Origin of the sequence: Streptomyces sp. NBC_00442, from assembly GCF_036014195.1 — a bacterium.
In the GTDB taxonomy this organism is placed as follows: domain Bacteria; phylum Actinomycetota; class Actinomycetes; order Streptomycetales; family Streptomycetaceae; genus Streptomyces.
On sequence record NZ_CP107918.1, the window covers coordinates 7,075,000 to 7,098,402 of the forward strand.

At 73.1% G+C, this 23,403-nt stretch carries 22 protein-coding genes; 12 read left to right on the forward strand and 10 right to left on the reverse strand.

The genetic code is table 11. From position 1 onward, the window contains the following. Positions 1–101 precede the first annotated feature (101 nt). The gene (locus tag OG432_RS31805) at positions 102–1,238 is read right to left on the reverse strand and encodes a hypothetical protein (RefSeq protein WP_443058498.1); all 1,137 of its coding nucleotides are present in this window, start codon (positions 1,236–1,238) and stop codon (positions 102–104) included. A 193-nt stretch (positions 1,239–1,431) separates the two neighbouring features. On the opposite strand from OG432_RS31805, the gene OG432_RS31810 reads away from it, so the two are divergent. From OG432_RS31810 to OG432_RS31830, 5 genes are all read left to right on the forward strand, one after another. Beyond that, positions 1,432–1,896: a MarR family winged helix-turn-helix transcriptional regulator gene (locus OG432_RS31810; RefSeq protein WP_328314404.1), complete on the forward strand. Its 465-nt coding sequence runs from the start codon at positions 1,432–1,434 to the stop codon at positions 1,894–1,896. Beyond that, positions 1,893–2,888, forward strand: a complete 996-nt coding sequence (locus OG432_RS31815) for an ATP-binding cassette domain-containing protein (RefSeq protein ID WP_328314405.1) — start codon at positions 1,893–1,895, stop codon at positions 2,886–2,888. Before OG432_RS31810 ends, OG432_RS31815 begins: the two co-directional genes overlap by 4 nt. Beyond that, complete coding sequence (locus tag OG432_RS31820) at positions 2,848–3,723, forward strand: ABC transporter permease (RefSeq protein WP_328314406.1); 876 nt, start codon at positions 2,848–2,850, stop codon at positions 3,721–3,723. The genes OG432_RS31815 and OG432_RS31820 overlap by 41 nt, the downstream gene beginning before the upstream one ends. Positions 3,724–3,751: 28 nt before the next feature. Continuing rightward, the gene (locus tag OG432_RS31825; RefSeq protein ID WP_328315331.1) at positions 3,752–4,552 is read left to right on the forward strand and encodes a class I SAM-dependent methyltransferase; all 801 of its coding nucleotides are present in this window, start codon (positions 3,752–3,754) and stop codon (positions 4,550–4,552) included. A gap of 144 nt (positions 4,553–4,696) precedes the next feature. After that, positions 4,697–6,640, forward strand: a complete 1,944-nt coding sequence (locus OG432_RS31830; protein WP_328314407.1) for a hypothetical protein — start codon at positions 4,697–4,699, stop codon at positions 6,638–6,640. Between the two features lie 117 nt (positions 6,641–6,757). On the opposite strand, the gene melC2 is transcribed toward OG432_RS31830, so the two are convergent. The 5 genes from melC2 to OG432_RS31855 all read right to left on the reverse strand — a co-directional run bounded on the left by melC2 (position 6,758) and on the right by OG432_RS31855 (position 11,624). Beyond that, positions 6,758–7,585, reverse strand: a complete 828-nt coding sequence (gene melC2, locus OG432_RS31835) for a tyrosinase MelC2 (protein ID WP_328314408.1) — start codon at positions 7,583–7,585, stop codon at positions 6,758–6,760. Between the two features lie 54 nt (positions 7,586–7,639). Then, complete coding sequence (gene melC1 / locus OG432_RS31840; RefSeq protein WP_328314409.1) at positions 7,640–8,032, reverse strand: apotyrosinase chaperone MelC1; 393 nt, start codon at positions 8,030–8,032, stop codon at positions 7,640–7,642. Between the two features lie 385 nt (positions 8,033–8,417). After that, positions 8,418–9,509 carry a phosphatidylinositol-specific phospholipase C domain-containing protein gene (locus OG432_RS31845; RefSeq protein ID WP_328314410.1) on the reverse strand — a complete coding sequence of 364 codons (1,092 nt, stop codon included), beginning with the start codon at positions 9,507–9,509 and terminating at the stop codon, positions 8,418–8,420. Between the two features lie 146 nt (positions 9,510–9,655). Further along, positions 9,656–10,126: a subtilase-type protease inhibitor gene (locus tag OG432_RS31850; RefSeq protein ID WP_328314411.1), complete on the reverse strand. Its 471-nt coding sequence runs from the start codon at positions 10,124–10,126 to the stop codon at positions 9,656–9,658. A gap of 367 nt (positions 10,127–10,493) precedes the next feature. After that, positions 10,494–11,624, reverse strand: coding sequence for a D-alanyl-D-alanine carboxypeptidase family protein (locus OG432_RS31855; RefSeq protein WP_328314412.1), 1,131 nt, complete (start codon positions 11,622–11,624; stop codon positions 10,494–10,496). A 733-nt stretch (positions 11,625–12,357) separates the two neighbouring features. Here OG432_RS31855 and OG432_RS31860 point away from each other — a divergent pair. The 4 genes from OG432_RS31860 to OG432_RS31875 all read left to right on the forward strand — a co-directional run bounded on the left by OG432_RS31860 (position 12,358) and on the right by OG432_RS31875 (position 15,675). Then, positions 12,358–13,590, forward strand: coding sequence for a carbohydrate-binding protein (locus OG432_RS31860; protein WP_328314413.1), 1,233 nt, complete (start codon positions 12,358–12,360; stop codon positions 13,588–13,590). 252 nt (positions 13,591–13,842) lie between these two features. After that, the gene (locus OG432_RS31865; protein ID WP_328314414.1) at positions 13,843–14,415 is read left to right on the forward strand and encodes an LPXTG cell wall anchor domain-containing protein; all 573 of its coding nucleotides are present in this window, start codon (positions 13,843–13,845) and stop codon (positions 14,413–14,415) included. A 64-nt stretch (positions 14,416–14,479) separates the two neighbouring features. Then, positions 14,480–15,178, forward strand: a complete 699-nt coding sequence (locus OG432_RS31870) for an RNA polymerase sigma factor (protein ID WP_328314415.1) — start codon at positions 14,480–14,482, stop codon at positions 15,176–15,178. Continuing rightward, positions 15,175–15,675 (forward strand): hypothetical protein, encoded by a 501-nt coding sequence (locus OG432_RS31875; RefSeq protein WP_328314416.1) that lies wholly within the window; start codon positions 15,175–15,177, stop codon positions 15,673–15,675. Before OG432_RS31870 ends, OG432_RS31875 begins: the two co-directional genes overlap by 4 nt. 52 nt (positions 15,676–15,727) lie before the next feature. On the opposite strand, the gene lepB is transcribed toward OG432_RS31875, so the two are convergent. From lepB to OG432_RS31890, 3 genes are all read right to left on the reverse strand, one after another. Beyond that, positions 15,728–16,714 carry a signal peptidase I gene (gene lepB, locus OG432_RS31880; RefSeq protein WP_443058499.1) on the reverse strand — a complete coding sequence of 329 codons (987 nt, stop codon included), beginning with the start codon at positions 16,712–16,714 and terminating at the stop codon, positions 15,728–15,730. Positions 16,715–16,764: 50 nt separating this feature from the next. Next, on the reverse strand, positions 16,765–17,871 hold the full coding sequence (locus tag OG432_RS31885) for an alpha/beta hydrolase (protein WP_328314417.1): 1,107 nt from the start codon (positions 17,869–17,871) through the stop codon (positions 16,765–16,767). Positions 17,872–17,966: 95 nt separating this feature from the next. After that, positions 17,967–18,509: a YceI family protein gene (locus OG432_RS31890; RefSeq protein WP_328314418.1), complete on the reverse strand. Its 543-nt coding sequence runs from the start codon at positions 18,507–18,509 to the stop codon at positions 17,967–17,969. 168 nt (positions 18,510–18,677) lie between these two features. Here OG432_RS31890 and OG432_RS31895 point away from each other — a divergent pair, with 168 nt between their 5' ends. From OG432_RS31895 to OG432_RS31905, 3 genes are all read left to right on the forward strand, one after another. Next, a complete protein-coding gene (locus OG432_RS31895; protein ID WP_328314419.1) occupies positions 18,678–19,883 on the forward strand; it encodes a sensor histidine kinase in 1,206 nt (401 codons plus the stop codon). A gap of 5 nt (positions 19,884–19,888) precedes the next feature. Further along, complete coding sequence (locus OG432_RS31900) at positions 19,889–20,539, forward strand: response regulator transcription factor (RefSeq protein WP_328315333.1); 651 nt, start codon at positions 19,889–19,891, stop codon at positions 20,537–20,539. Positions 20,540–20,853: 314 nt separating this feature from the next. Next, a complete protein-coding gene (locus OG432_RS31905; protein WP_328314420.1) occupies positions 20,854–22,563 on the forward strand; it encodes a ricin-type beta-trefoil lectin domain protein in 1,710 nt (569 codons plus the stop codon). 7 nt (positions 22,564–22,570) lie between these two features. Here OG432_RS31905 and OG432_RS31910 read toward each other — a convergent pair whose 3' ends face one another. Continuing rightward, positions 22,571–23,167 (reverse strand): Type-2Aa cytolytic delta-endotoxin, encoded by a 597-nt coding sequence (locus tag OG432_RS31910; protein ID WP_328314421.1) that lies wholly within the window; start codon positions 23,165–23,167, stop codon positions 22,571–22,573. Positions 23,168–23,403: the final 236 nt, after the last annotated feature.

The following is a 23,403-nucleotide window of genomic DNA, read 5'->3' on the forward strand; positions in this document are numbered from 1 at the left end:
CCGTCGCGCTGTCGGGCGCGTGACCCCGGGCCGGCGCGGCCCGCCCGGCCCCTGCCCGCGCCAGACCGCCCAGCGAGAGCGCCCGCGCGCGGCCCGGTCCGTCAGGCGGCGGCGACGGCCCGGCTCCTTCGCCGGCGGTCCCGGGTCCTGTCGCGCTGCGGCCACAGCAGCACGTACGCGGTCGACACGATCACGAACGCCAGCCGGATCAGCCCGCGCGCCGCGTCGTCCGTCACCACGAACACGCTCCCGTACAGGGCCAGCAGGGCGAGCCAGCTCCACCACGGCACCAGCCTGCGCTGCCCGATCACGTCCCACAGCAGCGTTCCGAGCAGGACCGACGCCGTGTAGTACGTGTACACGCTGGGGTCGAGGACGATGCGCGCGTTGGCCCCGAGCAGCACCACCGCGGCCCACCGCCCGCGCCACACCGCGACGGCCCCGAGCAGCAGACCGAGCAGCGCCTGGGCCGGACGGTCCCAGCCGGGCGTCTCGGGATCGGCGACACCGAGCCAGCGCAGCGCGGACGCGGGCTGGTTGGGTATCGCGAAGCCGGCGGCCGACATCGAGTGGGGATTGCTGAGGAAGAACGGTGCCCAGGCCACGGCGACCACCAACGCGCACCACAGCCCGGCCCGCAGCCACTGGCGCCGCGGCAGCGCGAAGAGCAGCGCGGCGAAGGTCACCGCCGTCGGCTTGGAGTCCATGGCGAGCGCCAGCCACACCCCCGTACCGACCGGGCTGCCGCGGGTCACCGAGCGTACGGCCAGCGCGGTGAAGAACAGGGCGAGCACGTCGTCGAGGTGCCCGAAACGCACCGACACCTCGATCCACATCGGGATGAAGGCGAGACCGGCGATGAGCACGCGTTGGCGCAGGCGTTGGTGATTGGTGCCGGTGCCCAAGAAGTACCAGGCCGCGCTGCGCCCGGCGATGACCACGATCACCAGGCCGAGCACCGACATGAGCAGCGCCGCGAGGAACTGCCCGGTCCGCTCGGGGAAGGGGTTGAACATGCCGGCCGTCAGAAAGCTGACGGGCCCCATCTGGAGCTCGGGGTGGTGGGCGTAGAGGTTGAGACCGCCGGTGCCGTCGCCCGAGGGGCCCTGGTAGATGAGTTCCCCGCCGGCCCGCAGATAGTGCCAGGAGAAGCCGCCGTTGGGCTCCACCAGGGCGAACCAGAGCGCGGTCCATGCGGAGAGCAGGATCAGATGCATTCTCTGACTGATGGCCGGCACGTGCGTTCAGCTCCTGTTTCCCTGCCCGATGCGAATGGCGTTCCGTGGAGCGCGCGGGGGCCCCGGGGAAAGATGTCATGCGGCCCCGGTCCGTTCTCACAGTGGGTCCACATGTGCTGCGCGCCACACCGTGCGGTCCGTCGGCGCCGACGCCCTCTGGCCGATACCTCTCACCCAGAGGTAAAATCGCCTCATGGCCGCCGAAGAGGCACAAGCGCTCGACGACTCGTTCGCGGACGTGCTCGCGGGCGTGCAGCGGCTCATCAGGAGACGGCTGCGGGGCGGCCTGGGCGTGCCCCGGCTGCGCGGTGCCCAGGTCGAGTTGCTCCGCCTGGTCGCCGCCCGGCCCGGCATCGGCGTTTCGGCCGCCGCCAAGGAGCTCCACCTGGCGGGCAATTCGGTCTCCACGCTGGTCAACCAGCTGGTGCGGGACGGCTACATGAGGCGCGAGACCGATCCGGGCGATCGCCGCTCGGCCCGGCTTCACGCGACGCCCGCCGCCCTCGGACGGCTGGGTGACTGGCAGCGCCGCCGCGCCGCGCTCGTACGGGAGCAGGTGGCGCGCCTGGACGCCGCAGACCGGGCAGCCCTGGCCGCCGCCCTCCCGGCACTGCGCCGGCTCGCCGACAACCTGCACGAGGAATCGGAGGGTTCATGAGCGACGACGACGCGGTGCGCGGTGACGACGCGGTGCGCGGTGACGACGCGAGGCGCGATGACGAGGCGCCGAGCGATGACCAGGCGCTGCGCGACGGCGGCGCGGTGCCGGGCGACAAGAGTGCGGGGCGCCCCGCCGACCGGGGCGACACTGCCGGGCCGGTCCACGCGGCGGTGCGCTGCGAGGGACTCGCGTACGCCTTCGGCGGGACCCGTGCGGTCGACGCGCTCGATCTGACCGTCGCGGCCGGCGAGGTCTTCGGGCTGCTCGGCCCGAACGGCGCGGGCAAGACCACCGCGATCCGCTGCATCACCACCCTGCTGCCCGTGCCCGCGGGCCGCGTCCACGTGTTCGGCCACGACGCGGCGAAGGAGCCGATGGCGGTGCGCCGGCTGCTCGGCTACGTACCGCAGCAGCTGTCGGCCGACGCGGGCCTGACCGGTCGGGAGAACGTGACCCTGTTCGCCCGGGTCTTCGACGTCCCGCGCAGGGAACGCGCCCGCCGCGTCGAGCAGGCCCTGTACGCCGTCGACCTCACCGAGGCCGCCGACCGCATGGCCAAGACCTACTCGGGAGGCATGATCCGCCGCCTCGAACTCGCCCAGGCCCTGGTCAGCGCGCCCCGGCTGCTCATGCTCGACGAGCCGACGATCGGCCTCGACCCGATCGCCCGCACCAGTGTGTGGGAGCACATCAACGCGGTGCGCCGGGCCACCGGAATGACCGTCCTCGTGACCACCCACCACATGGACGAGGCCGACCAGTACTGCGACCGCCTCGCCCTGATGCACCGCGGAAGGATACGAGCCCTCGGCACCCCCGAAGGCCTCAAGTCCGAGCTGCGCGAGCGCATCGGGGGCGCCACCCCGGACGATCCGCCGCCCACCCTGGAGGACGTCTTCCGCGACGTCGCCGGCAGCGGCCTGGACAGCAAGGGAGGTGACTTCCGCGATGTCCGCAGCACCCGCCGCACCGCAGCCCGCCTCGGCTGACCCCGGCGCCGCCGCCCTCGACGCCGACGGGAAGCTCGACCTGCTCCTGGTCCCGCCGCGCCCCCGCACCGGGTGGCGTGTGCTGCCCGCCCGGGTCGCCGCCCTGTGCGCGGTCGAGCTGCAAAAGCTCCGGCACGACCGCGCCGAGCTCTACACCCGGGCCGTGCAGCCCGCCCTCTGGCTGCTGATCTTCGGCGAGACCTTCACCCGCATCAAGGCGATCCCCACCGGCGGCATCCCCTACATCGACTATCTGGCGCCGGGCATCATCGCCCAGTCCGCCATGTTCATCGCCATCTTCTACGGCATCATGATCATCTGGGAGCGGGACTCGGGCATCCTGACCAAGCTCCTCGTCACCCCGACCCCGCGCTCCGCGCTCATCACCGGCAAGGCCTTCGCGGCCGGGGTCAAGGCGCTGATCCAGGCCGTCGTGGTGATCGTGATCGCCGCACTGCTCGGCGTGGCCCTCACCTGGAACCCGCTGCGGCTGCTCGGCGTGGCCGTCGCCGTGATCCTCGGCTCCGCGTTCTTCTCCTGTCTGTCGATGACCATCGCCGGGATCGTGCTGACCCGCGACCGCCTGATGGGCATCGGACAGGCCATCACCATGCCGCTGTTCTTCGGCTCCAGCGCCCTCTATCCGGTGTCGATCATGCCGGGCTGGCTCCAGGCCGTCAGCAAGGCCAACCCGCTCAGCTACCAGGTCGACGCCCTGCGCGGACTGCTGCTCGGCACCCACGCCCATCTCGCCCTGGACTACGGGGTGCTGGCCGTCGCGGCCGCGCTCGGCATTCTCGCGGCCTCCTCGCTCCTGGGCCGCCTGGCCCGCTGAGCACTGCCATCATGATCCCATGGCCCCCGTGAGCGACGACGACGGATACCTCCTGGACAACCGGCGCACCGAAGCCGGCGAACGCTTCGACGCGCTCGCCGAACTCTTCGACGCCTCGACGTTCCGCCACTTCGAGGCCCTCGGCCTGCGCCCGGGGCACCACGTCTGGGAGGTGGGCGCGGGAGGTGCCTCCGTGCCGCGCGGCCTCGCCGAACGGGTCGGGCCCCAGGGGCGGGTGCTCGCCACCGACCTCGACACCGGCCGGATCGCCGGAACCGCACTCCCTGCGCAGGCCGAGGTCGCCCGCCACGACGTGGGCCGGGACCCGGCACCCGAGGGCCCCTTCGACTTCGTCCACGCCCGCCTCGTCCTGGTCCACGTCACCGACCGGGAGCGCGCCCTGCGCACCATGGCCGGGGCGCTGCGCCCCGGCGGCGTCCTGCTGATCGAAGACGCGGATCCCGCGCTCCAGCCCCTGCTGTGCCTCGACGAGTACGGCCCCGAACAGGAACGCGCCAACCGCCTGCGCCGGGGCTTTCGGACACTCCTCGCCGAACGCGGCGCCGACCTCTCCTACGGCCGCAAACTCCCGCGACTGCTGAGGGAGTTGGACCTGGAGCAGGTCGAGGCCGACGCGTACTTCCCCGTCACGTCGCCCGCCGGCGCCGTCCTGGAAGCCGCGACGGTGCGCCACGTCAGGGCGCTGCTCGTCGACCGGGGCCTCGCCACCGACGAGGACATCGAGCGCCATCTGGCGAGCGTCGCCGCGGGCCGCCTCGATCTGGCGACCTCCCCGATGATCTCCGCCTGGGGCCGCCGCCCGGCCTGACCGACGGGCCCCGACGCGGAGCCGCGTCGGGGGGCCGAGGGCCGAGCGGCCGCCCCGGGAAGCGCTCGCGGTGTGACTGTCATCCGATTCGCTCGTTTGTAGGGCATCGACACAGCGACCGCCAGCCGGAGAAGGTGCCCCGCCATGCCAGCCTCTCAACGCGAGCGTCATCCCCGTCCCGCCGGACCGGTGCCCGGCCTCGGCCAGGCGGAGGCGACGCTCGTCGAGCACTACCCCAGGCTCGTCCGGCTGGCCTACCTCATCCTTCCGCCTCGGCTCGGCCGCCACCGGCGCGTGCTCGCCGCGCACGGCGTGGTGCAGAGTGCGCTGCCCGCCCGTCCATCGCCGGCCAAGCAGGGGCCCGTACCCGTACCCGGACCACGGAGTGAGGAGGCTCCGGCGCTCGGCTGGATCCTGCGGCGCGTGGTCGGCAACGCGCTGTCGTACGAGCACGGGGCCGCCCGCTGGCGCAGGGCCGTACGGCCCGCGCTGCCCGCCGTGTGGGGGCTGAGGCTGACGCCCCGCATCGGCGGCGCGGAGGAACTGGCCCTCGAGCAGCAGCTGGCGACCGTCCCCGCGGCGGTCCGCGCGGCCTTCGTGCTGCGCCACCTGGAGGGATGTACGCCGGATGTCGCGGCCGAGCTCCTGGCGGCGGCCGGAGCCCCCGATCCGGCGGCCGCACTGCGCGATGCCGAGCGGCTCGGCCCGCGGGACGGCACCCGGGCCGGAGCGCTGCTCGACTCCGTCGAATTCGACCCGTGCACCGTGCAGGCCCGGCCGACGGATCTGCTGCGCCGCCGCCATTGGCGGCGTGGGGGTGCGGCGGCCGCCCTGCTCGTGGCGGTGATGCTGACTGTGGGCCAGAGCGCCAGGGGCCCGGGGGCGCCGGATCCCACCGGCCGCGCCGCCGTCGCGATCCCGTCGGTCGACGCGGCGTCCCTGATGCGCGCCCCCGCCGACGCCTGGCAGTCGAGCTCACGCATCGACTTCACGGTCTGGCCGGCGCGCGGCGCCCTCACCGGCGACCGTGCGCTCCTGGACCGCGCGCTGCGGGCCTGGGCGCGACCTGGCCCTGGCGTCCATGTGTCGGCCGCACCCAGGACCGGGACCGGACCTCCGGCCGCCGCGCCCCAACTCCTGTACGCGGGACGGGCGGACGACGCCGACGTGGTCCTCCTGTACGACGGCGAACGCGTCGTGCGCTATGCGCAGACGGCGGGGCGGCCGCCAGAACTGGCCTTCTCCCGCGCCGACAACGCCGATGTCACCACGGCGGCCGCCCTCGTCCTCACCCGCACCGGACGCGGGACGCGCTTCCTGCTCGCCCCCTGGGTCGCCGAGTCGACCACCCGCGACCTGCTGGCACCCGACACCCCGGCCCGCCCGCTGCACACCGCCGACGACGGCGTCAGCGACGCGGTGACGCCCCCGGGCCTCGGCGGCCCGTGCTCCAACTGGCCCGCCCTGCAACTGCGTTCGTCCGAGCGCATCGCCGAGAAGCACGCCTTCCTACTCACCGACCTCGGCGGCCTGTCACCCGTCCACCTCACCTACACCCCGCCGCCGGGCGGCGGCGCCCCGGCCCGCGCTCCCCGCGAAGCCACGAGCGCGGCGGCCTTGGTGAGCTGGGCCCATACGGCCTGCGCGCTGCGCTCCACGGCCGGAGGCGGCGTACGTGCCGTGAACAACTGGGTGTTCGCGCAGCAGCAACTGCCCGAGGGCGCGGGCACGGCGGCATGGCTGTGCTCCAGGGCCGACACCTGGAACGGACCGGGCCGGGCCGTCGTACGGTTCCAGCCGCCCACGACGCCGGCGCGGGAGCCCGGCACCCTGATCGCCGACGCGCGCGACACGTCGTACTGCAGCCGCTTCAACCAGCACATCCTCGCCGACACCCGCTGGAGCTCCCCTTCGGGCGCCCCCTATCTCCTCGCCGCGGGGAGCCGAGCCGTCACCCGGATCAGCGTGACCGGGCAGGTGCGCGCCGACGTCACCGGTACGACCCTCGCGGTGAAGGCGGCCCCGGACCGGTCGGCCCGGCTCAGCGCATCGCTGAGCACCGGAAGGACGCTCGGCGCGGTCCGGTGAGGCGGCGAGCGCGCCGCCCGGCCGTCGGGCGGCGCGCACCGGCGTGGTGCTGGGTCGTGTCTTCGAAGTCCCCTCCGGCCCGCCCTACGGGTGGAGACGCCACGTCGAAGACACTTCCTAGGCCACGGTGTCGTAGGTGTAGAACCGGGTGTGGTCGAGCAGGTCCGCCGGGGTCACGTCGTTCCAGGGGCGCATGGTGTCGTGCAGGTCCACCACATCGCGGGTGCCGGCCGCCGGGAGGTAGGGCGAGCCCGGGTGGAGGGCCTGCCACCGCGCCCAGAGCCGGTCCACGAACGCGTGGTGCAGCCAGAACACCGGGTCGTTGGGGGAGGCCCCCGTCGCCATGTTGCCACCCACCCAGACATGGACGCGGTTGTGCAGATTGACCCCGCGCCATCCCTCCAGATGGTTGCGGAAGCCGTCGGACGCGCTGTTCCACGGTGCCATGTCGTACGTCGTCATCGCGAGGACGCCGTCGACCTGGGCCGGGGTCGGCAGCTGGGCGACCGAGGAGCCGAGGGTCCGGCGCAGGTAAGTGCGGCCGTCCACACGGGTGTTGAGGGGCCAGGCGCCCGCGCCGTGCGCGAAGGGGCCGTCCATCACCTGCCCGTCCCGGTCGCGTCCGGTGCCGCCCAGGAAGTCGGCGGCCCACAGGGAGGCGCCCGGTGTGCGGTCGGCCGTCCAGTCCCAGTAGGGCAGGGTGACCGACGGCTCGACCGACTGCAGGGCCCGCTCGAACTCGATGAGGAACCTGCGGTGCCATGGCAGGAACGACGGCGAACGGTGACCGACCCGGTCGCCGGTGTCGGTGTCGCTCATGATGAAGGAGTTGTGGGTGCGGACGAAGGCGTCGTACCTCCCGTCGCGCTTGAGCTGAAGCAGCGCGTCGACGAGGCGGCGCTTCTCCGGGGCGGTGAGATCCGCCTGATTCTTGCGAACGGCCATGGTGGAGCTCCTGGTTGAGCCGGCGTACGGACGAAGCGGACGTGGGGGCGCGGGTCAGACGAGCGGGACGAGGGCGGCGCCCTGGAGCTCCACCACGGCGGCGCGAGCGATGGCGAGGGGCGTGGCGGAGGGCTCGTAGTGGTTCACTACGCTGATCCAGGTGCCGTCGGCGTTCCGCATCACATGCAGCTCCTCGCCGTCTATCCGCACGGAGTAGCCGCCGCCGTGGTGCGGGTGCCCGGAGCCCGGCAGGCCCTGTATCCGGCGTCCCTGGAAGACCTCGTCGAAGGGGCCTGGCGCGCCGTGCGGGGCGTCGCCGGCGGTGCGGGCGGGGGGCGCGGTCGCGGCGTGCGCCGTGCCGGCGAGGGTGAGCCCGGCGAGCGCGCCGGCGGTAACGCCGATGGCCTGGCGGCGCGTGGGCCGCGACGGTACGGATTGGTAGGACATGCCAAACCCCTTGGGCGTGCGGTCGGTTGGCGCGGCCGGGCCCGGTGCGGGCCCCGGCCGGCGAGCGGTACGCCCCCATGCCTACCGGCCGCGGCCCCTGCACGAGAAGTGAGAGCCAACTGGTTGGCCGCTATGCGGACATGTCCAGATTCGTAGTGCAGTGTTCAACGGCGGGAATCCTGTTGGCGCCGCCTCACCGGTGGGCTCGATACAGAAAATTCCTCTGGAATATGCCAACTCCGTGCAGATCTTGCTGTCCTGGCGCCGGGCGTGTGGCGGCCCCCACGCGGTGAAGGTGACCGGATCGGTGCACCGCGGTCCGGCCAGTGGCCGAAAGGCCCGAGCCCCCAGGTCGGCGCCGACCTGGGGGCTCGGGCCTTTCGCGTCAGTTCGCCCCGCGCGGCAGCGCGAGCGACTGGATCTGGGGGAGGGCGGTCCAGTCGTTGGAGGCGACGCTGGCATGGGCGGCGGCGAGCCGCGCCACGCGTGCCTGTGCGTCCGCCGGTGACGGGTTCTTGTCGTCGAGCGCCGGTGACACGTTCTGGGCGTCGGTCATGACGAGAAAATAGTGGTGGGTGTCGTACCAGGCGGTGTCGATGGTGCCGTTCAGATACGTTGCCGCGTCGCCGTCGAAGACGACGAACCACGGCCGGATCGAGGTGTCCGCGTAGCGTGAACGAGGGTCGCCCGCCTGGGCGTTGTGCACGGCGGGGAAGACCTGGGCCTGCGCGGCGTGGCCCGCCGCCGTCAGGTCGCGCAGGTAGCGCGCGTACTCCACGTCCGTCCACAGCCGGTCGGTGGGGTTGCCCTCCTCGACGGTGCCCGGAATCACCTCCAGCATCACCTTGCCCGCGAGCTGCTCCCGCGTCGGCCAGTTGCCCGCGGCCGCCGCTTCGTCGAGGGTGGCGTACTGTCCACCGCCCGGCTTGGCGAGCAGGTCCGCGGGCCGGAACACGGTGGAGCCGAGATGGGCGGCGATGGCCTGGTCGAGCTGGGCGGGGCCGAGCCCGAAGGTGGACTGGAAGCCCGCCTTCATCTCCAGCTTGATGACGAGCGGCGGGTGCCCGGGGTGGGCCCCGAGCCAGACCCGTACGTCGTCGAGACAGCTCTCCAGATCCTTGTTGGCGCCGCCGGAGTAGAGCTGGGCCGGCGTCGAGGCGTCGACGCAGTTGTTGCTGTTGCCCAGGGGGTTGGAGTGGCTGACCTTCCATTCCTTGGTGATGAAGTCGTCCCACACGTCGAGCTCGATCATCGACGTGCCGGTGTCCAGGGCCTGTGCGAGATGGGGGAAGGCGGCCGGGTCGTAGGTGTTGTGCAGGCCGGAGACGGTGGCCCCGGACAGCGGCAGGCTCCCGGGTCCCGCGGCTTGTGCGCTGTTGCCGACGCCCGCCGTGGCGAGCGCGAGGCAGGCACCGAGCGCGCCGAACAGGGCTGTCCGAAGCCGGGGCGTGAAGCGACTGGGCCGGGGATCCGACACGGTTCCTCCAAGTGGGGGGCGGCATTCCATCGGTACGGTGCCATCGCCGAGTGAACCGGCGACGACATGCCAAGTAACACGAGAGGGAATGCGGTTGTCACCCCCTGCGGCAGGCCCGGCCCGCGGGGGGCGCCCCGCAGGGCAGGTCAGAAGTTGAAGACGGCTTCCGAACCGGCGTCCTTCATACAGGAGTTGCCGTAGGTCTGGACGTGGGTGACGTGCTTGCCCTCCCAGACGCCGTCGGCCCGCACCGTGACCGGGTTCCACAGCTTGTTGCACAGGCGGGGGGCGCCGGGGGCGACGAGCACGGTGAAGTCACCCTGCGCACGCTTGAGTTCAGCGCACGCCGCGGCGGGCGTGGGGTGCGTGCCGGAGGGCTTCGGGGCGCAGCTCAGGGTGACCGCACGCTGGACGGCGTTCTGCTGGTCGCCGGTGCCGGGCTCGATCGTGAGCACGAGCGCGGACGGCGCGTACAGGCTCATCGGCTGCGCGGCACCGGCGTTGGCCGGAGCCGGAGCCGGAGCCGGAGCCGGAGCCGGGGCCGCGACCGCGGTGCCGACCAGTCCATTGGCCAGCAGAGCGACGGCGACGGCACTGACTGCTGCGATCTTCCGCATTTCGAACACTCCTGGGGGTTGGTTTCCGAAGAACGAACAGGAGTCTGTCCCCCCGGGGTGGCGTCCGCGTGCCGCGACGGACACATTCGGTCACGGGAAGTCACCCGGCGCAGCCGCGTTCGTGCAGGGCGCCGCAGGGGTGCGCAGGTCGCCGCGTCGGGCAAGGTCGGCCAAAAGAAAGGTGTATTGACGGGGGTTGCGTCGTTTTCAAGGCAGTCGGAGACTCAATTCTGCGATTCTTAGGCCTGATTGAGGGGTGGTCAGGACGCGATCCGGCGCGATGCCCTCCCGGACCGTGGCCGCGCGACGCCTTCCCGGACCGCGGCGGCGCCATGCCGGCGAGGTCGCGGTCCGGCCGCGCGGGGACTCACCGCGGGTGGCGTCCCGCGGCCTTGCGGCTCGTGCGACGGCGCACCAGGAGGAGGACCGTCGTTCCGCCGGCCAGGGCCACGGCGGCGGACCCGGCGGCCGACCAGGACGACTGGTCCTCGCCGGCCCCCTCGGAGGGCTTGACCGCCGCCACCCGCGCGGCGCGCACTTGGGCGTGCTGTGCCGACTTGGTGGGCCGCACCGGTTCCAGGGAGCCGACCGCGTCCACGTGGTCCCAGGCTCCGAAGCCCCAGTCGAGCAGGGCGCGGGCCTCCTCGTAGACCTCGAATCCGCCGCCGGACTGCGGGTTCATGACGGTCACCAGCAAGGTGCGCTCACCTTGCTTCGCCGCCGCGACCAGGGTGTTGCCCGCATTGCTCGTGTAGCCGTTCTTGACGCCGATGATCCCCGGGTAGCGGCCGACCCCGTCGGCGCCCGAGAGCAGACGGTTGGTGTTCATGATTCCGTACGAACCGCCCCCGCCGGGGAACTGTGCCGACGAGGTCGAGCAGTACTCGGCGAAGTCCGGGCGGGCGAGCCCCGCGCGGCCGAACACCGCGAGGTCGAACGCGGACGAGACCTGGCCGGGGGTGTCGTAGCCGTCGGGCGAGACGACCTCGGTGTCCAGGGCGCCGAGCCGCCGGGCCTCGGCCTGCATCTGGGCCGCGGTCTGCTCCCAGCCGCCGTTGAGCGACGCGAGCACGTGAACGGCGTCGTTGCCGGAGCTGAGGAACACCCCGCGCCACAGGTCGGACACCTGGTAGGTGTGCCCGGCCTCCACCCCCACCAGGCTGCTGCCCGCGCCGATTCCGGCCAGGTCCTCCTCGGAGACGGTGTGCCGGTCCTCGGCGCGCAGATGGGGGAGCGCGGTGACCGCGAACAGCGTCTTGAGCGTGCTGGCCGGCGGCAGCTTGCGGTGGGCGTCGCGGGCGGCGAGGACCTTGCCGGTGCGGGCGTCGGCGACCACGAACGAAAGGGCCGACACGTCACTCGGAAGGGCGGGGGCGCCGGGCCGCGGCCGGACCTGCTGGCCCGCCCCCGGCCCCGGCTGGGGCACGGAGGCGGAGCTGTCGGGCGTCGGAGCGAGGCAGCACAGACCGATGGCGGCAGTGGCGGTGAGCACTGCCATGGAACGGAATCCGGACCTGATGACCATTCAGCCACCGTAGGAACAGAACGGACATTCCGCAGGTCGGCTTGTGCCGTCCGGCCTACACGAAGCCATCCCGCGGCGGCGAGTCCGGCACCGGGCGGTCGGTTGCGCCGGGGTGGACGGGGGCTGGGGGATGCCGGTGCCGTGGTGGGTGCGGGGGTCGGTGGGTGCCGGTTGCCGTGCGGCGGCGTGCGGCGTGGGCGGGAGTTCGCCGGGAAGGAGGCGTGCGGTCCGGTGGCCCCGCGGGGCCGGTTCAACGTCCTGGGTCCGCACCTTGGACCCCGCTGGGTCGGGCCGGCCTTGGTTCGGCGAGCTCGTGCTCCGCGCCGTCGGGCCCAGCGTGGCCAGGTCAACGCCTTGGACCGGCGCGGTCGGCCCCGCATGGTCAGGTCAACGCCTTGCGCCGGCGCGGTCGGCCCCCGCGCGGTTGGCGCCGCGCAGCCGGGCCAACGCCTTGGGCCCCGCGTTGGGCCCCGGCGTAGTGCCCCCGACCTCCGCCCCTGCGGGGGGATCCGCATCGGCTCAACGGCCTTGGACCGGGGGGGGCATGGGGGCGCCGTCCCTGCCGGGGTGTCCCTTGTGGCCGGATCTGTGGGTGCGGGGTCGGTTCCGTTCGTTCAAGGAATCGCAATGGTCTAGTCCAAGTCGTTGACGTGTTCCGGCCACCGGCCAATTCTGGGAGCCCCTCCCACCCCCAGGAGACCTCGACATGAAGCCACTTCGTGCTCTCCTCTGCGGCGCCGCGAGCGCCGCTCTGGCCGCGGCCGGCCTCACCTCCTTCGTGGCCGGCCAGGCCTCGGGCGCGACCGCCGACGCGGCCGGGCTCGGCAGTCGCTGGTACGCCGCGGCGCCGTATCTGATGCCCCTCGACAACGATCCGCCCAACGCCCCCGCCATCATGGACGCCACCGGCCTCAAGGCCTTCCAGCTGGCCTTCGTGCTCGCCCCCAACGGCGGTGGCTGCAGCCCGACGTGGGGCGGCACGGCCCCCGTCTCCTCCGACACCGCCGTCGCCGGCGTGATCTCCTCGATCCGCGCCAAGGGCGGAGACGTCTCGGTCTCCGTGGGCGGCTACGGCGGCACCAAGCTCGGCCAGAACTGTTCGGACGCGGCCACCACAGCCGCCGCGTACCAGCAGGTCATCACCAAGTACGGACTCAAGGCGATCGACTTCGACCTCGAAGAGCCCGAGTACGAGAACACCGCGGCCATCGCCCACGAGATAGGCGCCGCCAAGATCCTCCAGCAGAACAACCCCGGCCTGTACGTGTCGGTGACCACCGCCGGCACCGCCGACGGCACCGGCTGGTTCGGCAAGCAGATGCTGAACGAGGCAAAGACGCAGGGCTTCGTGCCCGACAACTTCTCGATCATGCCGTTCGACGGCGGGTTCAGCGGCGCCGCCGCACAGACCAGCGCGCTGACCAACTTCAACTCCGTACTCCAGTCGACGTTCGGCTGGAACGCGGCGACCGCCTACGCCCACGAGGGCTTCTCCGGCATGAACGGGCGCAGCGACTCCGGTGAGTACTTCTCGCAGGCCGACTTCCAGACGGTCCTGGACTACGCGACGAGCCACAACATGGCCCGGTTCACCTTCTGGTCCCTCAACCGGGACCGGCAGTGCACCCCGCCCGACAACGGCGGCAGGACGTCCGGAACGTGCAGCAGCGTTCCGCAGGGAGCCTGGGACTTCGCGAAGTACTCGGTGAAGTTCGCCGGTGCCACCCCGCCCGACTCGCCCCCGCCGTCCTCCCCGCCGCCCTCCTCGCCCGGCGGCGGCACCTGCGCGGCGGCGGCCTGGACCTCTGGCGCGGTCTACACGCAGGGCAACGAGGTCTCCCACAACGGCCACACGTGGAAGGCCAAGTGGTGGACACAGAACGAAGAGCCCGGGACCACGGGGGAGTGGGGGGTCTGGCAGGACGAGGGCTCCTGCTGATCTCCCGCAGGACGGCTCCGGCCCGCGCACCGCACCGCGCCGGCCGGAGCCGCCGTCGTCCGCGCACTGGATCGGCCCGCCGGACTCCGTCCGCCCCGGTCCGCCCCGGTCCAGCGAGGGGAGGGGAGGGGAGGAGGGTGCGGCCGTGCGCGGAAGTTTTTCCGGTCCGTCGGCAACCCCCGTCGCCGCCGCACGTCGTCAGGGGTGAAGGCGCGATTCCGCGCCGCACCGCCGACCGTGGAGATGCACAACGTGACCGTCCCCCAGCACACTTCCGCCACCACCGCGCCCCGCGGCCCGCGCCGCCTCAAGGGCGCCGCGGCGGCGACCGGGCTGCTCCTGGCCCTCGCCGTCCCCGCGCTCGCCGGCCCCGCGCACGCCGACGGGCCGGGCGTCGCGCCCAACGGCGTCGCCCCGGCCGCGATGGCCGGGCCGCGCAGCGCCGTCGTCTCATCGCCGGTCAAGCGGGCGGGCCAGAGCAAGCCCGTGGCCGTGCGGCCGTCGGCCAAGCCGTCGGCGACCGAGCCCCCGTCGCAGCCGCGTCCCGCGCCGGCCGCGGCGACCGAACCGCCCTCCGCCGCACCACAGGTCAAGCAGCCCGCGGGGGCCGAGCCCGCGGCGGCCCCGGCCGGGAGCGCCGCCGAGCCCAGCGCGGCGCCCAGGCCGCCGGGGGCCGCCCCGGCCCCCGCTCCGGCCGGCCAGAAGGAACTCGCCCATACTGGGGCGTCGTCCAAGGCCACCACGATCATGGGCGTCGGAGCCGGCGCGCTGATCCTCGCGGGCGTCGGCGCTGTGTTCGCCGTCCGGCGCCGGCACGAGAACTGAGGCATGCCACGGCCCCGTTCCGCGGCGCGCGGGGCGGGGCGCTGCCCGCGCACCCGAGGAACTGATGGAGCACACCGCCCTACTGCACCCGGCCCCCCTCTTCCCGCGCGTCCCCACGTCCTGGTGGCGCGTACTGCTGCGCCGGAGTCCTGCCGCGCGGGGCGACGCGCGCGCTGAGCCGTTCACGCCGGGAGCGGCGGGACCGCGGCCTTTCACACCGGGAGCGGTGACGCCGGACCGGAGCGCCCGGGGCGCGGCCCGCGATCCGGGCGCCGCGCCGCCGACCGTCAGCGAGCTCTACCACGCCCACCGGCTGAAGATGGTGCGTCTCGCCGTCATGCTCGTGGACGACCGGGCCGCCGCCGAGGACATCGTGCAGGACGCCTTCACCGCGCTCTACCGGCGTCACGGCGAGCGGATCGAGGAGATCGACAACGCCCTCGCCTATCTGCGCACCGCCGTCGTCAACGCCTCGCGCTCCGTGCTGCGCCGCCGCCGCACCGCACGCGGCTACACCCCTCCTCACGTACCCGACGCGCCCTCCGCGGAGGAACGCGTGGTGCTCGACGAGGAGCACCGCGAAGTGCTCGCCGCTCTCGGGCAGTTGACGCCGCGCCGACGCGAGGTCCTCGTCCTTCGGTACTGGAGCGACCTCACGGAGGCGGAGATCGCGGCGACCCTCGGCATCAGCCGGGGCTCGGTCAAGTCCATCGCGAGCCGCGCGCTCGACGCGCTGGAGAAGATCCTGGAGGCACGGGCATGAGCGGCCACTGGAGCGAGCCCGAGGACCCGGGGCGCCCCGTCGAGCGCCGGCTGCGCGCGGCACTCGCCGCTCGCGCGGACGGCATCACCCTCACCGGCCTGCGCCCCGCCGAACCGCCGGGACCCCCTCTGCGCCGGACCCCGCTGGCGCGGCTGAGGCTGCGCCGGTTCGCCCTGCCGCTGGCCGGGCTCGCCACGGCCGCCGCCGTGGTCATCGGCTACGTCTCGGTCACCTCGGGCCCCGGCGAGCAGCGGCAGCTCCCCGCGAACTCGCCGGGACCGGTGCAGTCCCCGCCCGCGCCGGCGCCGTCCGGAACGCCCAGTCCCGAGCCCTCGCCGCCGTCCAGCGCCCTGCCGTCGGTCGCCGGCTCGTCGCGTCCCGGCCGGACGCCCCCGGCCGAGCCGTCGAAGGCCCCGGCGCCACCGCGGGCGGCGGGGTCCTCGCGGGGCGCCGAACCGGGCCGGCCCCTCCCGTCGTCGCGGCCCGTCGCGCGCTGACGGCCCCGGCGGCGCGCGAGGGCGTACCGGGGCCGGCGGTTCCCCGCGCCGGTCAGGCCTCGCGGCCGCCGGTGCGGCGCCGGTGCCACAGGACCGCGGGCGCCGCACCCGCCAGGGCGAGCGCGCCCGGCGCGAGGGCGCCCGCCGCGTTGATGCCCGCCTGGTCGAAGGTGGCGGGGACGGGCAGCGTGGCCCAGCGGGTCACGGGCCAGGCGATCACGAAGGCGCGGCCCACGGCCTCGTCGACCGGGACGAGCCCGTGGTTCTTGTCGGTCTGGTGGTAGCGGGAGTCCTCCGAGTCCTGCCGGTGGTCGCCCATCACCCACATCTTTCCCTTGGGCACGGTCACCTTGAACTGGCCGCCGTCCTGGTCGACGGTGCACGGGGTGTTGCCGGGGTAGACGTACGGCTCGTTCAGGGGCTTCCCGTTGACCGTCACTGGCCCGGTGCCCCTGCACTCCACGGTGTCGCCCGCCACCCCGATGACCCGTTTGATCAGGTCGTGTTCGTTGGCCGACGGCAGCACGCCGATGAACGACAGGGCCTTCTGTACGAGGTTGGGGTCCGAAGTCGGCTGATCGCGCAGCCAGTTGTCGGGATCGTGGAAGACGACGACCTCGCCGCGCTCCGGCCGGGCGCCGAACCACGGCGTCAGCTTGTCGACGAGGACACGGTCTCCGGGCTGCAGCGTGTTCTGCATCGACTCCGACGGAATGGAGAACGCCTGCACCAGGAACGTCTTGATGAGGAGGGCGAGCACCAGCGCGACGCCGATGAGGATCGGCAGTTCCTTCCAGAAGGAGCGGTGCCTGCCGCGCCGGGCGTCACGCGGACCGTCCGGCTCCACGCCGCCGGCCCCCGTGCCAGCGCCGCCGGCCCCCGTGTCCCCGCCCGCACCGACCGCTGCATTCCCCACGCCTGCTCCTTCGCTCCCTTGTGCGGTCCGTGCGCCTGACGTCCTGGACCCGCGCCGTGCCCGACGAACGGTAGTTCCCGTCCGCCCCGATCCCCGGGGGCTTCGGGGGGTGTTCGGCCGCATTCCTGCATCCGAAGGACGCGGGCCCGGCCCCGGCGCCCGGCCCGCGCCGCTCAGGAGGCGGGGACGGGGCCCTCCATGTGCTGGCTGATCCACTGGATCAGGCCGCCCGTGGCCATGTTCGGCACGTACGTCTTGGCGTTGTGGCCGCCGCCCTGGATGACGCTGAGCTTCGTCTTGACCGGGCCCTTGGTGTACTTGGCGATGAACTGCTCGATCTTCGGCTTGGCCTCGGCGTCGGAGCCCACGGTGCCGACCTGGAAGGCCAGATAGACGTCCGGGCTCTTCGCGGCGATCAGCTTCTGCGCGAGGACGTTCGGGTTGTTCTCCGCCTTCTCCTTGTCGTGCCCGGCCCACAGGCGGGAGTCGGGGACGATGTCGGGTCCTGAGGCGATGACCGCCTTGAACTGGCCGGGCTTTTGCAGCACGCTCTTGAGGCCGGCGAAGCCGCCGGTGGAGGAGCCCATGAAGGCCCACCCGTCACGGGACTTGACCGTGCGGAAGTTGGCCTTGATCAGGTCGGGCACGTCCTCCGTGAGCCACGTGCCCATCTTGGGCTGACCGGGGATGTCGCTGGCGTCCCAGTACAGGCCGCCCGTGTCCGGATGGGGGTTGAGGACCGGCATCGCGAGGATGAACGGCAGGCTCTTGCCCTCCTTGGACCACGTGGAGATGCTCGACTCCAGCTTGAGGTCGGTGCCCATCCAGTAGTTGGTCGGGTAGCCGGCGCCGCCGGGCAGCGCCACCATCACGGGGAAGCCGCTCCCGGCGTACTTCGGATCCTTGTACTCCGGCGGGACCCACACCCAGACCTTGCCCGTGAAGCCCGACTTCTTGCCCTCAAGGGTCGTCACAGCGATCTTCGTCCCGTTCTCGGGGACCGTGCCGGCCACCGTGAACTTGGCCTCGGGTCCCGTCGGCATGAGGACCTTGGAGTCAGGCTTCCCCGCGTCGCCGCCCCCCGGCTTGTCGCCGCCGCTTCCGCCCGGACCAAAACTGATCGCGTCGCCCTTGTCGGAGAAGACGTCGAAGTAGTTCAGGACGGGCCAGGCGATCAGGCCGAGTACGGTGACGGCGACCACGCCGAGTATCCAGTGTTTGGCGCGCCTGGCCCGGCGGTGGCCCCGAGACTGGTAGGCCCCGTTGCGGGGGTGGGTCATTGCGATCGCTCCGGGTGGTTCTGTGGCCCAAGGGCATGGGTGTTCGTTCCACCAGGGCTGATGGGCACAGAGGGCCGAAGGGTTCCGGATTTGTCTTACAAATCTTGGGCAAGGGGCCTTCCGCCGCGCACGCACCGGACCCGTACCGCCACGTCGAGGTGACGGCCGGCCATGCCACGGGACGCGGTCACCCCGAACACGGTGCGGTCGACGCGGGCCGTGGCGCGGGCCGTGAACGACCCGGCCGACGAGGCGGACTCCGCCACGGACAGGTGCACCGGCCGGGCGATGCCGCGCACCGTGAGGGTGCCGTGCAGCGTCGTACCGTCCAGGCGGTCCGCGGCGAAGGTCATCAGTGGGTGGCGGGCGGTGTCCAGGAAGCGTGCCGAGCGCACGGCGTCGTCCCGCTGCCGGCTGCCGGTGGCGAAGCTCGCCGCGTCGAGCTCCACGCGGACGGCACAGTCGTCCAGCGGCTCGTTGATGTCGATGCTTCCCGAGCGGATCGCGAAGGTGCCGCGCACCGGCAGGAGCCCGAACACGTGCCGGGTCGTGAACTCGATGATCGAGGCGTCCGGGTCGATCTCGTAGTGCCCGAGGGCCGGCGCCGCCGTCGTGTGGGTTGTCCGGTTGGTGTCCATGCCTCCGATTGCACCGCGGGGGGCGCGCCGCGCGGCAGAGCGGGCGGGAGGGATACGGCCCGACGAAAGGAGTGCGGCCGGGGGCGGCATGCGACTTTCGTAGGGGGTGCGGGGCCGGACGTCGGCTGTCCGGGGGCGTTCGCCCGTCCGTGACCTACCGTGAACGGCATGAGTGAAGGACGCTGGCACCGCCGCCATCCGATCGCCGTGGACACGGCGATCGCGCTCTGCTTCACGCTGGCCGACACCGCGGCCACGCTGACCGGCGCGACCTGGTGGCCCGAGCGGCCCGGCACCCTCGCCTGGGTCCTGCTCGGCGCCCAGGCGCTGGCCTGCCTCACGTTGGTGGCCCGCCGCAGGGCGCCGCTGACGGTGGTCGCGGTACTCGGCGCGTTCACCCTCGCCGTGACCCTGCTGATCTCGCCCCTCGACGCCCTGACGCCCGCGCACCCGGGCAACGTCTGGGCCCCGTTCTCGACGGCGCTCGCGGCCTACGGTCCGGTCTTCTACGGCAGGACCGCCCGCAACCGGCGTACGGCGTATCTCGTGCTCGGCCTCTTCACGCTCGTCGTCGCCCGCCCCTGGGAGCCGTCCTTCACGGTGATCACCGTCGGTCTGCTGCGCACGGCGGTCGGCCCCCTGCTCGCCCTCTACTTCGACGCGCGCAGGCGCCTGGTGTGTGCCCTGACCGAGCGCGCCGAGCGGGCCGAGCGGGAGCGCCATCTGCTCGCCGAGCAGGCGTGCGCCGAGGAACGCGCCCGGCTCGCCGGCGAGATGCACGACGTGGTGACGCACCGGGTGAGCCTCATGGTGCTCCAGGCCGGCGCGCTGCGGGTGACGGCGTCCGACGAGGCGACCCGGCGGGCGGCGGAGGAGCTGCGGGCGGCCGGCTGCCAGGCCCTTGAGGAACTGCGGGATCTGGTCGGCATCCTGCGCACCGCGCCGGAGGACGACCGCACCCCCACGCCCGACGGGCTCGGCGCCCTCGTCGCCGAGTCGACCGCGGCGGGCGTGCCGGCCGAACTGGTCGAGCGGGGCGACCGCTCGCTCGCCTCCCCGGTGGTCGGCCGCACCATGTACCGCATCGTGCGCGAGGCGCTGACCAATGTGCACAAGCACGCCCCGGGCGCCCGCGTCGCCGTGCGCGTGGAGTACGAGGAGAGCCGGGTGTGTGTCGTCGTCCGCAACACCGCTCCGGCCGGGCGGCCCGACAGCGAGCTGACGCGCACCGGATCGGGCCTCGGCATCACGGGTCTTCGCCGGCGCGTCGAACTCGTCCATGGCAGCCTGCGGGCGGGACCCGAACCCGACGGCGGGTTCTGTGTGGCGGCCGACCTGCCCGCCTATGTACCGACAGCGGAAGCGGTGGCGTGAGAGCAGTGGTGCGCGTGGTGGTGGTGGACGACGAGGCGATGGTCTGCGGGTTCCTGCGGACCATCCTCGGCTCGGCCGACGACATCGAGGTGGTGGCCGAGGCGCACGACGGCGCGGCGGGCGTGGCGGCGGTCCAGCGCCACCGGCCCGACGTCGTCCTGATGGATCTGCGGATGCCGGGCATGGACGGGATCACCGCCATCGAGCGGCTGGCGCGCGGCGGGGACATGCCGCCGGTCGTGGTGCTCACGACGTTCGACGCCGACCAGTACGTCCTGCGGGCGCTGCGCGCCGGCGCCTCCGGCTTCCTGGTGAAGTCGACCCCGCCGGAGGATCTCATCGGCCTGGTACGGGTGGCCGCCGAGGGGCACACCGTGCTGTCGCCCGCCGCGGCCCGCCGGCTCGTCGCGGCCTCGACCGACGCCCTGTCGGCCCGCGACCGGGCCCGCGACCGGGTCGCCCGGCTGACAGAGCGGGAGGTCGAGGTCCTCGCGGGCCTGGGGGAGGGGCTCTCCAACGCGCGGATCGCGGCCCGCCTCCATCTGTCGGAGGCGACCGTCAAGGGGTACGTGTCGCGCATGCTCGACAAACTGGAATGCGCCAATCGCACCCAGGCGGGTCTGCTCGCCCACGACGCGGGCATCGTGGCCCCGTAGCGGACCGTCTCAACTGCCTTGAGCGATAGGCGAGTTGCGCCCGAGGGGCCCCCGGCCTGCGCGGGCGGGCGCGGCGCCGGGTGACGACGACGCGACGGCCGGCCCCGGACACGCCGTGGCAATGCGGGGCCCGGCGCCGGGCGCGGCGGATGCTTGTTTCTGCTCGCTCGATGGGAGCCATTGACAACAACGAGCGTCAGTACTGCACTGGCGGGTGCCCTCCGGCAGGCTCGTGCCGGCGGGATCGGCACCTTCCCCTGCCCTCCTACGCATGGCGCCCGGCCCCCATCGGCCGGGCCAGGAAGGAATCTGTCGTGCCGTCACCTTCGCTCCGCCGGACCGGAGCCGCAGCCCTGCTGGCAGCCGCCCTGACCGTCCCGCTGACGGCGACCGGGGCCTTCGCCTCGCCCGCCTCCCCCTCCGCCCCGACCACGGCCGCCCGCAGCGCGCCGTCGGCCGTCACCCCGCCGATGGGGTGGAACAACTGGGCCCACTACATGTGCGACATCAGCGAACGGACCGTCGTGCGCAACGCCGACGCGCTGGTCTCATCGGGCCTCGCCGCCAAGGGCTACTCCACCGTCACCGTGGACGACTGCTGGATGGCCAAGAGCCGGGACGGCGCGGGCCGTCTCGTGGCCGACCCGGTGCGGTTCCCGCACGGCATGGCCTGGCTCGGCTCCTATCTGCACGCGCGCGGCCTGAAGTTCGGCATCTACGAGGACGCGGGCTCGGCCACCTGCGAGGGATACCCCGGCAGCGGCCGTCCCCAGGGCGGCGGGGACGACCACTTCGCCCAGGACACCGACACGTTCGCGTCGTGGGGCGTCGACTACCTCAAGCTCGACGGCTGCAACATGTACGTGGCCCCCGGCCAGAGCAAGGAGGACGCCTACCGTCAGGCGTACGACAGCGAGGCCGCGGCCCTGCGGGACTCCGGCCGCGACATCGTCTTCTCCGAATCGGCCCCCGCCTACTTCCAGCCGAACACCGAATGGGGCAGCCCCGACTGGTTCTCCGTGCTGTCGTGGGTCGGCAAGGACGGCCAGCTGTGGCGCGAGGGCACCGACATCGTCGTCTACAACCCGCAGAAGCCGAACGCGAGCCGCTGGGCGAGCGTGCTGCACAACTACGGCTACAACCGCTGGCTCGGCCGCTATGCCGAGCCCGGCAACTGGAACGACCCCGACTTCCTGCTGGCCGGAGACCCCGGCCTGAGCGCCGACGAGGGGCGCAGCCAGGTGGCGCTCTGGGCGATGATGGCCGCCCCGCTGATCCTCTCCTCCGACGTGGCATCCCTGACCCCGGCCGGGCTCTCGGCCCTCGGCAACGCCGGGCTCATCGCCGTCGACCAGGACGCCCTCGGCCGGCAGGCGGGGGTGGTCGCCACCGACGGCGCCACCGATGTGCTGGCCCGGCCGCTCGCCGGCGGTGACAGGGCCGTGGCCGTGCTCAACCGCTCGTCCGCCGCGCGGACCGTGTCCACGAGCCTCGCCTCCATCGGCCTGCCCGGCTGCCGGGTGAGCGCCAAGAACCTGTGGACCGGGGCGCGTTCGTCCACGTCGTCGGCGCTGACCGCGACCGTCCCCGCCCACGGCACCGCGATCTGGCGGCTCACCCCGGGCGGCGGGTGCGCCCCGGCGGTCCCGACGGGGCAGCTCACCGGCAACGGCGCGAACTGCGCGGACGTGTCCGGCGGCGGCACCGCGAACGGCACCCCGGTGGTCCTGAATCCGTGCACCGGCGGCGCCGGCCAGCGCTGGACCCTGGCCGGCGACTCCACCGTGCGCTCGCTCGGCAAGTGCCTGACCGCGAGCGGCGGCGCGGGCGGCGCGGCCGTCCTGTCCTCGTGCACGGGTGACGACGCCCAGCGCTGGACGCCCGACCCGGACGGCGCGCTGGTCAACGCGGGCTCGGGACTCTGCCTCGATGTGTACGGAGGTGGCACGGCCGCCGGCACCAGGCTGGACGCCTGGACCTGCGGCGCCCATCAGTCCAACCAGACCTGGGCGCTGCCCGTGTGAGGACGGATCAGCCGGTGGGGGCGAGCTCCTGGCGCACGCTGATGGCATCGACGCGGAGGGTCACCGCCACGGTGTCCTCGGCGCCGAGCGACAGGAGCGCCGCCCTGTCCGCGCCCACGGTCACCTCGACCCGGAAGGCGACGAGGTAGAGGTGACCGTCGGTCTCCTCGTCCTGGAGCGCGAAGAGCAGGTTGCAGAAGTAGCGGGTGCCGTCGGCGCCGTCCCGGAAGGTCAGGTGGGCCTCTCCCTCCTGGTCGCCGAGGCCGAGGAAGACCTGGGCCAGCGCGGCGTCGGTCCGCTCCCAGAAGGCGTGGTTGCCGAACGGCTCGACCAGGGCCTGGCGCACGGCCTGCTTCAGCGTGAGCACCATGACCTGGACGGGGGCGGTCTCCTGGAGGCCGAAACCGGGGATGATCTTGACGAGGGTGCTGTCCGGCAGGGCGCGCGCGGCCGAGCGCACGGCGCCGAAGTCGAAGTCCCCGGTCGCGGGGGCGATCGCCTCCTGGAGCACGGCCTCGGCGGCGCGCACCTGGCCGAGCGCGTCCTGGCCGACTTCGACGACCGTCTTGAACGCGGCCCTTGTGGTGGTGGCCCGGTCAACCATGGCTGCTCCCGAGGAGATTGGAGGTGATCAAATGCCGACGCGCCAGTATGCCCAAGCGGTCACGAAGCGGCGGAGCGGTCTCACATTCCGTACGTGAAACGCCCCGTATGCTCCACCGGCGACCGCGATGTGGCGGAGTGTCACCGAAGTGACCTCGCCTGACCTGCGAAGACCACACAAAGTGACGCCCGTCACTTCGGGTGATTATTTCGGCATAGTCCCCGCGCGTACGGGCA